Consider the following 14400-nt stretch of genomic DNA (forward strand, 5'->3'; position numbering starts at 1 on the left):
ACAACAATGCCGAGGCTCTAATCGCAACCGGATGAAGGTTGGGGGTCACGTCAGTCCTTGCCGAAAAGAAAGATGAGGCTGCAGCCAAGGTGACCTTCCGCGAGGCGGCGCTGCAGTATCACCGCGAGAATGAAGCTCGCTTGGAAGAGTGCGATCTACAAGCGCCAATGGCTAGCGAGCCTTGAGAACTATGTGTTCCCGAAGCTGGGCAAGAAGCCGACCGGCAGCATCACGTCCGCTGATATCATCGCGGTGCTGAACCCGATCTGGCAGGATATCCCCGATACGGCCCGGCACGTGCGGAACAGGATCTGCACTGTGCTGGATTACGCGCACGCCAAGGGCTGGCGCTCGACGGAGGCGCCTTCGGGAAGTGGCAGCCTGAAAGCCGGACGCGGTCTGCCCAAGCAGATCAAGCAGCGGGAGAATCGCAAGGCGATGCCCTATGCAGAGTTGCCGAGTTTCCTCGTCGCGCTGCGCCGAAAGCCTACCTATGGACGACTGGCGCTGGAGTTGTTGATCCTGACAGCAACCCGCTCCCAGGAAGTCCGGCTTGCGACCTGGGATGAATTCGACCTCGACGCAAGGCTCTGGACCATTCCTGCCGAGCACATGAAGCGCTCGAAGGCCCACATGGTCCCGCTTTGCGACGAGGCACTTGCGGTCCTGGCCAAAGCCAATGCCTTGCGACAGGAGGGAACCAATGTGGCTTTTCCAGGGGTTGGCGGAAGACCGCTATCGGACATGTCGCTCCTCAAAGTGCTTCGCGACATGAGTGAGCCTCTTCATGTCCACGGCTTTCGATCGACCTTCACCGACTGGGCGGCAAACCATGGCTTTTCCGACGCTGTGGTTGAGGCGGCGCTCGCTCACAAGACGCCAGATGCGGTGCAGGCAGCATATCGTCGCACGACGTATCTGGGCACAAAGGACAAGCCTGGTGCTCGGGTTAAGCTGATGGAGGAATGGGGACGCTTTTGCCGTCCGGCGTAGCGTTGTGTCGCCCACGGCGTTGGCGAAACTTACACAGATGATCACGACTTCGGCATTGGTGTCGACTCTTGGGACAATGCCGCCATTCCCAAGCGACCTGTCAAACGACTGGTTTTGCCAAGAGCTGACAGCCAATTTTCCTCTGACCAGCAATGTAATTCGGAAGCACTTGCGCCGTCTTCTGTAGGCCTGACCCCAGGCGCATCAGCTAAGAATGCAAACCTTTGCCAATGCGAAGCACCCCGTCATATCCCGCCAGAATTGCGGTGCGCCACGGGCCGAAGCATCCATCAGGAAAGAGGTCAAACTTCAATTGGTTTGGATGGTGAGCCATTGTCACGAAGGTGAGCCGGATCAATCACTTCTCTTATGAGCTTGTACCGCCGAGCCCAATCTCACCGATCAAGCCGCAACGGCGGCGCGGTAGAGACTGGCTCCCGTGAAATCCGTGAACTCCAGCGCAAGGCCGCTGTTGCTAACGCTCATGGCAGCGAAACCGGAGCGCGACTTGCAGAATTTGGTGCCGTTGACCGCCGATACGGGGCGAACTTCCGAGCCTGCGCCGCAGCCGATGTAGTGCAGGCCATCGGTCTGGATATGCTGCAGGTCATGATCGTGGCCAAATAGATATGCTGTCACGCCGTGCCGGTGCAAAATCGGCAAGACCAGCTCCACCATTTCAGGTGTCTGGCCATGTCCGCTGCCGCCCGTGCGAATGGTGTGGTGCCCGGCCACAAGCTTCCAAAGCGCGGTGGAGGATGCCAGCGCTTTGTCGAGCCAGGCGCGCTGCGCCGCCACGTCCTGCGAGCCGACGTTGCGGGCGATGACGCTCTCCACCTTGTCCCGGTGCTGGTGGACAGTCGGCGAGGTGTCGATCACGAACAGGTCGATCTGGGGCATCCCCATGCTGGTTCCTGAGACCTGATAATAGCGCTGGGGCATGCGCCAGCGTTTGCTCGCCGCCGCATAGTCTAGCTGCGCCTGCGGGTTTCCGCGGTAGTCGTGGTTACCCAAAGCAACAAACCACGGCACCTGCAAAGCCGGATCGGTATACACTTGCTCATACGAGCTCTGCCATTGCGGATCGCGCACGGATTGGACGCCGTTGTCGTAGAAATTGTCGCCGACCGAGACGACGAAGTGGCTGCCCAGCGCCTCGGCGGTCCTTCCCATCTGCACCGCAACGTCGCGCTGATGCTGCGCGCCGTCGCGGCCCCAATCCCCGACCACCAGAAAACTTGCGGGCTTGTTCGGCTTGGCAAAGCTGGCGCGCGGCAGTGCCGCTGCGGCGGCCATGCCGGCCATGACGGCACGGCGATCGAGGGTGAACTTGCTCATGGCGCTCTCCCCGCATCACATGGGCATCAGAACTTGAGCTTGATGCCGCCTTCGAACGTTGCGTCATAGTACTCGCGCTGGATGGGGCGGTTGACGGTGCCCTCGTAGAACCGCAGCGGGGCATTGGTGAGGTTTTTGGCGTTGAAGTAGAGCTGCGCGTAGGGCGTCACGTCGTAGCTGCCGTTGAAATCCAGCGTGAAACGGTGGTCCTGAAACACGTCGAGGCTGCGTCTGTCGCCCACGCCGAACAGCACCTTCGATTCGTATTGTGCGGCGACGCGCGCCTTGACCGCACCGTGCTCGTAGAACACCGCCGCGTTGGCCGCGAACTTGAACGTACCTGGCAGTTCGACGCTGCCTTCGCCTTCGCGCAGATCGACCTTGGCATCGACATAGGTCGCGTTGGCGTCGATCCCGAAGCCGTCGAGCAGCGCGGGGAGTCCGCGGAACTTGTCGACGAACGAAGCCTCGATCCCGCGCGCATGCGCGCCGCCGACATTGGCATACGTCGAAAGCGTCGCAATGCCCGTGATGCCCGGATAGCGCCCGCGCGCCGTGCGGGTGACGATGTAGTTGCGCAACTCCTTGTCGAACGCGCCGATCGCGATAATGCCGCTGCCCGGCAGGTAGTATTCCAGCGCGAGATCGAAATTGTTCGACATCATCGGCTTGAGGTTCGGGTTCCCGGTCGAGACCGAGCCGCCGCCGACATCGACGCTGGAGGACTGGATCGTCTGGTAGAAGCCGGGGCGGGCAATACCGGTCGACCAGGTGCCCCGCGCCACCAGGTTCTGGGCCAGATCGTAGCGCAGCTGGATGGTCGGGAATGCGTTGGTGTAAGTCTGTGTGGTCGCGGCGGGCACATAGCGGATTGCGCCGCCCGCATCGGTGATTTTAGCGATGCCCGAATAGCGCGCGCTGGTATGCTCGACCCGCACACCCGCGAGCAGGCCAAGCGCGCCGAACGTGGCCTTGTACTGCGCGAAGCCCGCGATCACGTCTTCCTTGTCGTCAAAGAAGCCGCCGGCGTTGCGCGAGAGATCGCGCTTGAGGTTGCGGTCGAACAGCGCCGGGCTGCTGTTCAGCAAGGCACTGAGCTTCTGGCCGTCGAGGTCGGGGCCGATGTTGTAGGCGTTGTAGAAGCTGGTGATCGGCGCGCCTTGCGTAAAGCCGCCCATGCCCAGCGCAGGGCCATTGTAGCCGTAGGTATAGCTCATCGGCATGGCGGTCTTCTGGCGGAAGCGCAGTTTGCTGCCGATTTTCAGCTCGTCGTCCGCGGCAAAACCCAGCGGCATGGCGAGGTTCGAGGAGAAGCTCCACTCGCGGTCCCGGTCATGCTCGGTGGCATTGCTGATCCCGTCGAGCGTGTAGTTCGCCGGATCGGCAATGTCCGCACCCGTCACCGTGTACTTGGGGTGGTTCGGATCGGTGGTGTTGTCGTACTTGATGCCGAGGCCCGAGGGCCCGGCGAAGGTCGTGTTGTAGTCGTAGTACTTGTCGTAGGTGGCGCGGCTGAAGGCGCCGAACCAGTTGAAGGTCACGGTGTCGAAGTGGTGGTCGCCGCCAACCTGCACCACGAGATTGCGGTGCGCTTCGTCCTCATCACGCAAGGTCTTGACGGTCGAGCCGCCGGTTACGACGAAGCCGTTGGCATTGGCGGGATCGACCACCACACCATCGGCCAGGCCGTCGATCTCGAGCCGGTTGCGGTGGACGGTTTCGTTGTACCCGGCGAAGCTGGCGCGGGCATAGAGCCGGTTGTCGGCATCAGGGGTGAAATCGAGTTCGCCCGAATAGCCAAAGCGCTTGCGGTTGTACTGGTAGCGGCGCAGCTCAAGCGCATCGAACGCCTTGTCAGGGGTGTTCGGCTGGTCGTCGATATAGGCGGCTTCGATATCATCGAAGCCGCGCTTGTCGTTGTAGAGGAACTGGCTGAGCACGAACGAGAAGGGCGCATCGCCCGAAGCGTTCTTGCCGCCGAAGGGGGCGCCGATCACGACCTCGTCGCGGTAGAAGCCCTTGTTGCGCGCGGTCTGGACGCCGCCGCCCAGAACGACTTCAGCATAGGGTTTCGTGTGGCCGATCGCGGTGCGCGGGGTCAGCTCGACCGAGCCGCCGATGCCTTCGGCCTCATGATCGGGCAGGCCGGTCTTGATCACGCTGAGCCGGTCGATCGCGCCGATCGGCACGGTGTCAAATTCCACCGCGCGGCCGGCCGAGTTGAAATAGGTCCCGCCCGGCTGGGTGTTGAGCAGGACCACACCGCCGAAAGTCGCACCGTTGAAGTTGCCGTCGAGCCCGCGAATGTTGACGAAGCGGCCTTCCGCCGTGTCGATCGAAAGCGAGACGCCGGGCACGCGGCTGATCGCCTCGGCCGCGTTGATATCGGGATACTTGGCGATGGTTTCGGCCGACTGGATGTTGACGATGTTGATCGCCTTGAGCTGCTCTTCGCGCGCGGCGTCAGCGCGGCGGGCGGTGACAATGATGTCTTGCGAGGAAGGCGCAGCGGCTTCGCTGGCCGCGTCCTCAGCCAGCGCAGGCACCGCGACAAAGGATGCCAATATCGTCGAGACAAGCGCCATCGTCCGGATTTTCATCACGAAAATTCCCCATAGTTGCTGCAATTTGAAGGTCTGAAAGGCGAACTTGCTGCGCCTGCGAAATCTTCGATGCTGCCGTTATGTGAAGCTTCCGCGACATTCGGGTGCGCGCTGGCCAAGGTTGGGAACATTTAATCTGGCGCGGAACCATCCTGACCTCGCCAGCCAACTCCGCGGCCTATTTCGGCGATACTATGGCAACATGAAACGTGCCCGGAATGGCAACAGGGCGACCACCGGCAGTGGCTGGCGGGCCGAAATGCGCCGTCGGCAGATAGAGTTTGCCCGATGCCGGGTCGAGCGCGCCGGTCCGGGCACCCTGTTCGCTGGCGATGGTGCCGACCACGGCCGCGCCCTTCGCTCCGTCCAGCGCGATCACGCTGATAGTGCCGCTGCTGCCGCACGGGATGAAGGCCAGCCGCCGCGCGGTGTCCATGATCACGGCGTCCGGACCTTTGCCGATATCCAGCAGGCCGACGATACGCCGGCTCTGGGCATCGATAACCACGGCCTTGCCATTGGCGCAGGCGCTGATCAGCTGGTGCGTGGCGGCGTCGTAACCGAGCCCGGTCGGGCCTTCGCAGCCCGGCATGGGAATCGCCTTACCAACCTTTTGCGTGCCCAGATCGGCGATCTCGATTTCGTTGAGGTCTTCGTTATTGACGAAAAGAGTCTTGCCTTCACCCATAACGCCGAATTCCAGCCCGGCCTTGAGCGTGATCGTGCCGACGACCTTTTGCGCGGCGACATCGATGATCGAGACTGTTCCGTCTTTCGCATTCATCACCACCGCATGTCCGGTTGCGGTGTCGTAAAAGGCGGCGTCGGGGTCGCTGCCCACGGCGATTTTGGCAATCTCATGGCCATCGGCGGTATCAAGCAAGCGGACACTGTCGTCATGCGCGCTGGAGACAAGCAGCATGTTCTTGCCGGGGATCGGAACAACCGCGTGCGCCTTCGCGATCTTGCCGAGCGAGCGGACGGCGTTTCCGTTTGCCAGATCGACCGCCATCGCCGCATCGCCATGCGCGACATAAAGCGTGTGCGATGCCGGATCGACGCTGGCATAGTCCCACCCTCCGTCCGGCCCCGCGATCGCTCCTGTAACTTCGTAGGAGGGTTCGTTGGTGGCAGCGACCAGCGCGACCGCAGCGATAGACACAAGCAGGTGAGACAGGCGGATAGGGCGCATGGAAGTTCTCGCATCCGGAGGGATATCATCACCGCGTGAATGCCTTGCCCACCCGGCGCTTGCCAGCAGCGATCACCAACCCGTCGCTACATTGGGAAGATTTATAGATTCGGGCCGTGCGCCGACCTGTCGTTCATCTACGTTGGGGTTATATATAGCCGGGCCGATGCTGAGCCAATCTGGCAGGATCTATAGCGGCGACGGATCCAGACCGGGTCTGCGTACAGGAGTTTGCCATGAAGACCATTTCTATCGCCATGCTGGCCGCCGCCGCGCTGGCCGGAGGCACTGCGCTCGCTGCACCCCATGTGCCGCCTGCCAAGCTGACCATGGCTCAGGCACGTACCATCGCGCTGAAGTTGGCACCGGGCAAGATCGCGGATGCCGAATATGAAAACGAGGGCGGGGCCTGGCGCTATTCGTTCGATATCCGCGAGGCCAAACGCATCCATGAAATCGGGGTGGACGCCAACACCGGCAAGATCGTGGAAGACAAATACGAAGCGCTCGGCTCCAAGGATTGATCGCCTTCTCGCCTTTCAAGCGCGTTGGGCAACAACGGAAAAAGGGCCGATGCGGGTTCTGATAGCCGAAGATGATGCCGAAACAGCGGGGTTCGTCGAGCATGCGCTCGGCGAACTCGGCCACGTTGTGTGGCGCGCGGCGAACGGTGAAGATGCGCTGCATCTGGGGCTGGCTGAGAGCTTCGACGTGATCGTGCTGGACCGGCTGCTGCCGCTGGTCGATGGGCTTGAGGTGTTGAAACGGTGGCGCGCCGCCGGGCTTGGCACCCCTGTGCTGCTGCTCACCGCGCTTGGCGGCATTGCCGACCGAGTTGCTGGGCTGGAGGCCGGGGCGGATGACTATCTCGTCAAGCCCTTCGCCTTCGCCGAACTGGCCGCACGATTGACTGCGCTCATGCGGCGCCCGCCTATAAACGATGCGACCACGCGCCTTGAAGTTGGAACAATTTCGCTTGATTTGCTGAAACGCGAAGTGCGGCGCGATGGCCGCGAAATCTATCTTCAGCCGCGCGAGTTCGCCTTGCTCGAACAGCTTATGCGCCATGTCGGCAAGGTCGTGACCCGCACGATGTTCCTTGAGAGCATCTGGGGTTTTCACTTCGATCCGCAGACAAACATCGTCGAAAGCCATCTCAGCCGGCTGCGCTCCAAGCTCAACGAAGGCTTTGCCAGCGATCCGATCGAGACGTTGCGTGGGGTCGGTTACCGGATGCGCGCACATGACTAGAATCTGGGCGAGCGCGGCCTACCGCGTCGCTTTTACCTATTCTGCGGCGTTTGCGCTGGCGATCCTGCTGCTGGGTCTGGCGGTGTATTACGCCGCTGATGCCGATTTCCGAAACCAGCAGGATGTCGGCATCGCCGAGGAATCTGCAGGTCTGTTCCGAGAGTACGGAGAAGGTGGCATGCCCGATCTTACCTCGGCTGTCACAGAACGCGAGACGATGAACCCAGCCGACGGGTATCATTATGCTGTATTCGATGCGGCTGGACACCGGGTCGCGGGATCCTTGCCTATACCCCGGCCCAACGTTGGTGCTCGGGACATCCAGCTCACAGATGCGAAAGAGGGGCCTGAGGCAGTTCGGGCATTGGTCAGCGCCTTGCCCAAAGGTGCCCGATTGGTTGTCTCGATCGATAGCGAGGCCGTTGAACGTATCGACGAGACGATCCTGTCGTTGTTTGGAGCTGCGTTCGTATCGGTCATCGCGCTCGGGATAGTGGGTGCGCTCCTGCTGGGCGGCTATCTGCGCCAGCGGCTTGCGCGCATCAGTGGTACCGCGCAGGCGATCATGCCGGGCGACCTGGCGGGACGCATTCCCGTCAGCGCGCGCGGCGACGAGTTTGACCAGTTGGCTATCGCGCTCAACGCCATGCTCGACCGGATCGAGCAGTTGCTCGAAAATCTGCGTCAGGTGTCCAGCGATGTCGCACACGATCTGCGCACCCCGCTCGCGCGGCTGCGCAACCAGATCGAAAGCGCTCTCGATGGCCCCGGTGATCCGCAGTCACAGCGGCCTGCGCTCAAGCGCGCGCTTGCCCAAAGCGATGACCTCCTTGCGCTTTTTTCAGCGATTTTGCGGATCTCGGAGGTCGAATCGGGCGCTCTCAAGCGCCATTTTGCGCGGGTGGACGTGTCCGAACTCGCCGGCGATCTGGCGGACAGCTACATGCCTGCCGTGCTCGATGGCAGCCGCACGTTGACCGCGTCGATCATGCCGGGTCTCGTGGTACAGGGCGACCGGGAACTGATCGCACAGGCCGCGATCAACCTGCTCGACAACGCGCAGCGCCATACCCCGGAAGGCACAGCGATCGCGATTGAAGTCACGACCATTGGCAAGGATATTGCGCTGGCCGTCACCGACACAGGCCCCGGCGTGGCAGCCGCAGACCGCCCCTTGATCACGCGGCGCTTTGCCCGGCTTGAAGCCAGCCGCACCACACCGGGGCACGGTCTCGGCCTCAATCTCGTCGCAGCCATTGCCGCCGCGCATGGCGGCACTTTGGCGATCGAGGACAATCATCCGGGCTTGCGTGTTACCCTGTTGCTGCCCAAGCTTCCCGCATGAAAATGAAGCGCCTGATGCCGCTGGTGGCTTGCTTGCTGACGGCTTGCGCCAGCTATGCGCCGCATCCGCTGAATGATGCGCTTCCCGACGTGAGCCTCTCACGCGATGCCGCAGCGCTCGATCGGCCGTACCTTCGCCCGGCGAGCATCGATCTGGCCCAGCCGCTCGACATGAACGCGATCGCGACCATCGCAGTGATCGCCAACCCCGATCTCAAAGCCTTGCGCGCGCGAGCGGCGGTGGCCGATGCGCAGGCGTTCGCGGCGCGCTTGCTGCCCGATCCGAACTTCAGTCTTGCCGCGAACAAGGTTCTTTCGGGTCCGGACCCGTTTCTTGATCTCGCCGGCGCACTGGGGCTCGATATCAATGCGCTGCGGACGGCGAAAGTGCGGCGCATGGGGGCCGAGGCGCTCGCGCGGCAAGTGCGGCTCGATCTGGCCTGGGCCGAATGGCAGACGGCTGGGCAGGCGCGGCTGCAAGCTGCCAGGATCATAAGCCTTGCGCAGCTTGTGCCGGTTTTGGCTGCCAGCAATGCCACGGCGCGCGCGCTGCTGGAGCGGACCTTGCGTGCGGCGGGTCGTGGCGATCTTGCCGCGGATCAGGCGCAGGCCGCGCGCATTGCCGCCTTCGATGCGCAAGACCGGATGCGTTCCGCCGAGCGTGATCTGGCAGCGGCGCGGCTTGAGTTGACCCGGCTGCTCGGTCTGCCGCCTGCCACCTCGCTCGCGCTGGCGCCACAAACCCCAGACGAGACCCAGCTCGATCCCGAGCACTTGTTCGCGATTGCCAAGTCCCGCCGCTTCGATCTGCAAGCGCTGCAAGCCGGGTATGGCGCGCAGGAAGCCGTGCTTCACAAAGCGATCCTCGACCAGTTCCCCAATCTGATGCTCACCATAAACTCCGGTCGCGACTCCGCAGGGAACACGTCGGTGGGACCGGCGGTGAGTTTCGACCTGCCGATCTGGAACCGCAATCGCGGTGTCATCGCGGCCGAGCGCGCTACGCGCGAGGCGCTGCGGGCCGAGTACGATGCGCGCCTGTTCCAGACCCGGGCCGAGATTGCCGCTGCGATCAGCGGCCTGACCGTCGCGCGCAAGCAGCGCCGAGCCGTTACCGCCGATCTGCCCGCATTGACCCGATTTGCCGTGGCCGCGCGGCGCGCGGCAACACGCGGCGACTTGCCGCTGGGCACCGCCGAAACCGCCGAACAAACGGTCCGTGACAAGCAGGTCCTGCTCGCCCAATCCGACCAGGCGATTGCCGAGCAGATGATTGCGCTCGAACTGCTGACCGGCACATTGAACGAGACGTGGACCCGATGACGAGATTCCCGCTCCTGCTCCCCGTATTCCTTCTCGCCGGTTGCAGTGCCGGTGGCGAGCCAGAGAGCACTGCCGACCCGGTCGCGCTCGTCGCGCTCGCCCGCGCCGAGCAAGGCGTGATCGCAGCCGAGGTTACCTTGTATGGCACGGCGGAAAGCGGCGCGGCGGGCAAGCAGGCTTTGGCCGCCCCCGCAGACGCCATTGTTTCCTCCATTGCTGCGCCTGTCGGCACCCGCGTAGCACAGGGCGATGTGGTTGCCGTGTTGAGCGCGGCTCCCACTACCCGGCTCGACTTAAGCAAGGCGGCGACCGACGCGCGTGCCGCAGATGCGGCGTTCGCGCGGGCGCAGCGGCTGCGGTCCGACGGGCTGGTCAGCGATGCCGAAGTCGAAGCTGCGCGGGCTGCGGCGGCCAGCGCCCGCGCCACACAGGCCAGCCTCTCCGGCCGGGTCGGTTCGCTCACCTTGCGCGCGCTCGCCCCCGGCTTTGTCGAGACGGTGGCCGTCAAGCCCGGCGATCTCGTCACCGCAGGCACGCCCATCGCCACCATCGTGCGGGCAAATGAAGTGCGCGCGCATTTCGGGGTCGATCCGGCGACCGCGCGTGGGCTGCGGCCGGGCACTTCCATCCGCATCACGGCGGGCATGGGCCGCTCTGCGCTTTCGGTGCCGATTGAGTCGGTCAATCCCACCGTCGATCCGGTGACCCGGCTTGCCTCGGTTTTCGCGCGTCTGCCTGCCACCGCCGGCATCGGGAGCGGCGAGACCTTGCAAGCCCAAGTCTCAGTGGGCGCGGCGGGCAGTGGCCTCTCCATCCCTTATGCGGCGCTGCTTGACGATGGCGGCCAGCCGTTTGTCTATGTCGCCAAAGACGGCGTGGCCCATCGCCATGATGTCGAGACCGGCCCTGCCACGGGCGACCGCATCGCGATCATCAAGGGCATTTCAGTAAACGATCAGGTGGTGACGGAGGGCGGCACCGCGCTCGAAGACGGGATGAAGGTGCGCACCAAGTGACGCGCTTGCTGCTCGATCACGCCCGGGCCTTGCTGCTGGCGGTGGTGCTGCTGACGGCAGGCGGCATTTTCGCGGCGACCCGCCTGCCGGTCAGCCTGTTTCCGCCCATCGATTATCCGCGCGTGACGGTGGCTATCGATGCAGGCGAGCGCGATGCAGAGCAGATGGCCGCGCAAATCACCCGCCCGATGGAGATCGCGTTGCGGGCGGTGCCCGGCGTCACGCATATCCGCTCGACGACCAGCCGCGGCTCTGCCGAAGTCGCGCTCAATTTCGAATGGGGCCACGACATGGTATCGGCCACGCTCGCCACGCAGGGCGCGCTGGCGACCTTGCTGCCCGATCTGCCGCCGGGAACGCGCTTCGAGGTGCGCCGCTCGGACCCGACCTTGTTCCCGGTCGTGGGCATTGCGCTGACCTCGCGCTCGCTGGATGATGCCGCGCTGCGCCAGATCGCGGAGCTTACCATTCGGCCCGCGCTCACTGCCGTGTCCGGTGTCGCCGGGGTTGATGTGCTGGGCGGCGCACCGCGCGAGTTTGCGGTCGATGTCGATCCCGCGAAGGCGCAGGCGCTCGGGCTCAGCTTGCCCGATATCGCCGCGGCCATCGGGAAGGCCAATGACGTGCGCGGTGCGGGCAAGATCGAGGACCGACACCGGCTCTACCTCGTGCTGGCGCAAAGCCGGGTGGCGACGATGGCCGATCTGGCTGCGACACCGATCAAGGCGGGCGCGGCCGGTGTGGCCACGCTTGGGCAAGTAGCGACGATCCGGCCCTCAACCGAGCCCAGCTACACACGGGTCACGTCGAATGGGCAGGGCGCGGTGCTCCTCAACATTCGCCAGTCGCTGGCAGGCGATACCGTGAAAATCGTTCACGAGATCAACATCCGCCTCAAATCGCTCGGCCTCCCGCCCAGCGTGACGGTCAGCACATTCTACGATCAGTCCGAGCTGGTGACGGGCGCGGCAGACGCGGTGCGCGATGCGATCCTGCTGGGGGCAGTGCTTGCAGGCATCGTGCTGTTCGCGTTCCTGCGCTCCGGGCGGCTGATGGTGATCACGGGGCTGATGCTGCCTACGGTGCTCGCGGGCACGTGCCTCATCCTCTACGCGCTCGGCATGAGCTTCAACATGATGACGCTGGGCGGGATGGCCGCCGCCGTGGGGCTGATCGTAGACGACGCCGTCGTGATGCTCGAACACATGATGCGGCGCATGCAGGACGGCACGGCCAAGGGCATGCAGGGCTTGCTCGGCGCCGCTGCCGAAATGGGCTGGCCGTTGGTTGGTTCGACTTCCGCCACGATTGTCGTTTTCCTGCCGTTGGCCTTCATATCGGGCGTGACCGGCGGCTTTTTCAAAGCCCTCGCCCTGACGATGGTCGCGGCGTTGCTCCTGTCGCTGATCTACGCGCGGCTGGTGATCCCATTGGTCGCGGCCCGCTGGCTGCGCGACAAGGACGCCGAAGCGGCAGAACGTGCGGGCGGGTTTCTCGGCACGCTGTCACGGGGATACGAACGTGCCGGGGATCGGGCCTTTGCCAGGCCCGGTTGGTTCACGGCCGTACTGGGCATCGGCATGGCGGCGCTTGGGTTCGCCGCTTGGTCGAATGTGCCCTCGGGCTTCATGCCGGCCATGGATGAGGGCGGCTTCATCCTCGATTACAAAGCCCAGAGCGGCGCTGCGCTCAGCGATACCGACCGGCTGCTCCGGCAGGTGGAGGCGATCATCATCGCGACCCCTGAAGTGCTCAGCTACTCGCGGCGGACCGGCGTTCAACTTGGCGGCGGCCTGACTGAAGCGGATGAAGGCGATTATTTCATTCGCCTCAAAGCAGGATCACGCCGGCCGATCGATCAGGTGATGGCTGAAATCCGCCAGAAAGTGCAAGCCAAAGTCCCCGGCCTTGAGATTGAAACCGCGCAACTGATGGAAGACCTGATCGGCGATCTCACCGCCGTTCCGCAGCCGATCGAGGTCAAATTGTTCGGCGACGATCCGGCGGCAATCGAGGCTGCGGCCAAGCGTGTGGGCGAGGCGGTGACCAAGGTGAGCGGCGTGGTCGAGGTCGTCGACGGGTTGCGGGTGGCGGGCGACGCAATCCGCATCAAGATCGATCCCGGCAGTGCTGCACAGCACGGGCTGGACCCCGATGCCGCCTCCACCCAGCTCGAAGCGCTCATCGGCGGCACCCAGGCAATGCAAGTGCGGGTCGCGGAACAGTTGGTGACGGTGCGCGTGCGCGCACCTGGCAATCTTCGCGCGCGCGCTGCTGATCTTGCGCGCCTCGTGCTGACAGCGCCCGATGGACACGCGGTATACCTCTCGCAGATCGGCAGCGTTTCCGTCGAAGCTGGCCAGAAGCAGCTGACGCGCGAAGACCTTGCCCCGTTCATCGCGGTGACCGCCCGGCTTGAGGGGCGCGATCTCGGCTCGGCCATGCAGGATGTACGCGCTGCGGTGAACGGCCTCGCACTGCCCAAAACGATCCGGGTCGATTACGGCGGGCTCTATGCGCAGCAGCAAAGAAGCTTTGCCGATCTCAGCCTGGTGTTCGCTGCGGCACTCCTGCTGGCGGCGCTGCTTTTGACCTTCCTGTTCGAGCGGATCGCCTGGACCATTGCGGCTATCGCGACCGTGCTGCTGTCTGCTGCGGCCGTTCTTTGCGGTTTGTGGCTGACCGGGATCGAGCTTGATATCTCGGCGCTGATGGGGCTGACCATGGTGGTCGGCATGGTCACTGAACTGGTGATATTCTTCCTCGCGGAAGTCGACCCTGCTGTGCCCGTGACCATCGCGAACTTGCGTCAAGCGGGCACCAAACGGTTGCGACCGATCCTGATGTCCGCACTGATTGCAATACTGACGCTAAGCCCGCTTGCACTCGGTGTCAGCCGCGGGGCAGGCCTGCAACAGCCGCTCGCAACCGCGATCATATTCGGTCTCGTGGCGGCAGTTCCGCTCGTACTGCTGTTCCTGCCAGCGCTGATCGTCACATTGATGGGCGTTGCCGCGGCGCAGAAGCGCCGCGAAGAAGCGCGTTAGGCACTTTGGAATGGTGCAATTTTGTCAAACTCAGATGTTGGCTGTGGTTTTGCCCAATCGTCCGATCTCAGGGCCGTCAGCAAAGACAAGGTAAGGCAACAATCGAGGTGCTTTGCAGACAGACCGCTTCGAAGCGACCTATCGGCAGCTTCTGTCAGGACCGGTCGTTCGCCGTCGCAGCGAGGTATGGCTGGGTTTGGTCGGATTTAGTCATTTGGCCCGTTGAAAGTCGGCCAAGCTAGCACTACTTTGGCAGAAGTTTGCGGATCATGCGTCGCCATCTTCTACGGCAG

10 protein-coding genes are annotated in these 14400 nt (G+C 63.6%); 7 read left to right on the forward strand and 3 right to left on the reverse strand.

Annotated features, from left to right (window positions below; all coding sequences use genetic code 11):
- Positions 1-129: 129 nt before the first annotated feature.
- Complete coding sequence (locus tag WCL10_RS20050; RefSeq protein WP_336897412.1) at positions 130-993, forward strand: site-specific integrase; 864 nt, start codon at positions 130-132, stop codon at positions 991-993.
- Between the two features lie 402 nt (positions 994-1395).
- Here the strand turns inward: WCL10_RS20050 and WCL10_RS20055 are convergent, their stop codons facing one another.
- From WCL10_RS20055 to WCL10_RS20065, 3 genes are all read right to left on the reverse strand, one after another.
- Complete coding sequence (locus tag WCL10_RS20055; protein WP_336897413.1) at positions 1396-2331, reverse strand: tartrate-resistant acid phosphatase type 5 family protein; 936 nt, start codon at positions 2329-2331, stop codon at positions 1396-1398.
- Between the two features lie 26 nt (positions 2332-2357).
- On the reverse strand, positions 2358-4931 hold the full coding sequence (locus WCL10_RS20060; RefSeq protein ID WP_336897414.1) for a TonB-dependent receptor: 2574 nt from the start codon (positions 4929-4931) through the stop codon (positions 2358-2360).
- A gap of 181 nt (positions 4932-5112) precedes the next feature.
- Entirely contained in the window at positions 5113-5946 is an 834-nt protein-coding gene (locus WCL10_RS20065; RefSeq protein WP_336897415.1) for a YncE family protein, read from the reverse strand.
- A 416-nt stretch (positions 5947-6362) separates the two neighbouring features.
- Between WCL10_RS20065 and WCL10_RS20070 the strand changes: the two genes are divergently transcribed.
- Genes WCL10_RS20070 through WCL10_RS20095 form a run of 6 tightly spaced genes read left to right on the forward strand, consistent with a single transcriptional unit; the run spans position 6363 to position 14107 of the window.
- Positions 6363-6650 carry a PepSY domain-containing protein gene (locus WCL10_RS20070; RefSeq protein ID WP_336897416.1) on the forward strand — a complete coding sequence of 96 codons (288 nt, stop codon included), beginning with the start codon at positions 6363-6365 and terminating at the stop codon, positions 6648-6650.
- A 49-nt stretch (positions 6651-6699) separates the two neighbouring features.
- A complete protein-coding gene (locus tag WCL10_RS20075) occupies positions 6700-7377 on the forward strand; it encodes a response regulator transcription factor (protein ID WP_336897417.1) in 678 nt (225 codons plus the stop codon).
- Entirely contained in the window at positions 7370-8722 is a 1353-nt protein-coding gene (locus tag WCL10_RS20080) for a HAMP domain-containing sensor histidine kinase (RefSeq protein ID WP_336897418.1), read from the forward strand. The genes WCL10_RS20075 and WCL10_RS20080 overlap by 8 nt, the downstream gene beginning before the upstream one ends.
- The gene (locus WCL10_RS20085; RefSeq protein ID WP_336897419.1) at positions 8719-10044 is read left to right on the forward strand and encodes a TolC family protein; all 1326 of its coding nucleotides are present in this window, start codon (positions 8719-8721) and stop codon (positions 10042-10044) included. Before WCL10_RS20080 ends, WCL10_RS20085 begins: the two co-directional genes overlap by 4 nt.
- Positions 10041-11060, forward strand: a complete 1020-nt coding sequence (locus tag WCL10_RS20090; protein ID WP_336897420.1) for an efflux RND transporter periplasmic adaptor subunit — start codon at positions 10041-10043, stop codon at positions 11058-11060. Before WCL10_RS20085 ends, WCL10_RS20090 begins: the two co-directional genes overlap by 4 nt.
- Complete coding sequence (locus tag WCL10_RS20095) at positions 11057-14107, forward strand: efflux RND transporter permease subunit (RefSeq protein WP_336897421.1); 3051 nt, start codon at positions 11057-11059, stop codon at positions 14105-14107. Before WCL10_RS20090 ends, WCL10_RS20095 begins: the two co-directional genes overlap by 4 nt.
- Positions 14108-14400: the final 293 nt, after the last annotated feature.

The organism is Novosphingobium sp., assembly GCF_037133355.1.
Taxonomy (GTDB): Bacteria; Pseudomonadota; Alphaproteobacteria; order Sphingomonadales; family Sphingomonadaceae; genus Novosphingobium.

Excerpts from the sequence above, each read along its gene's own strand:
- WCL10_RS20075 (WP_336897417.1), top strand. The coding sequence starts at position 6,700 with ATGCGGGTTCTGATAGCCGAAGATGATGCCGAAACAGCGGGGTTCGTC.
- WCL10_RS20070 (WP_336897416.1), top strand. The coding sequence starts at position 6,363 with ATGAAGACCATTTCTATCGCCATGCTGGCCGCCGCCGCGCTGGCCGGA.
- WCL10_RS20080 (WP_336897418.1), top strand. The coding sequence starts at position 7,370 with ATGACTAGAATCTGGGCGAGCGCGGCCTACCGCGTCGCTTTTACCTAT.
- WCL10_RS20055 (WP_336897413.1), bottom strand. The coding sequence starts at position 2,331 with ATGAGCAAGTTCACCCTCGATCGCCGTGCCGTCATGGCCGGCATGGCC.
- WCL10_RS20085 (WP_336897419.1), top strand. The coding sequence starts at position 8,719 with ATGAAAATGAAGCGCCTGATGCCGCTGGTGGCTTGCTTGCTGACGGCT.
- WCL10_RS20060 (WP_336897414.1), bottom strand. The coding sequence starts at position 4,931 with ATGAAAATCCGGACGATGGCGCTTGTCTCGACGATATTGGCATCCTTT.
- WCL10_RS20090 (WP_336897420.1), top strand. The coding sequence starts at position 10,041 with ATGACGAGATTCCCGCTCCTGCTCCCCGTATTCCTTCTCGCCGGTTGC.
- WCL10_RS20065 (WP_336897415.1), bottom strand. The coding sequence starts at position 5,946 with ATGGCGGTCGATCTGGCAAACGGAAACGCCGTCCGCTCGCTCGGCAAG.
- WCL10_RS20050 (WP_336897412.1), top strand. The coding sequence starts at position 130 with ATGAAGCTCGCTTGGAAGAGTGCGATCTACAAGCGCCAATGGCTAGCG.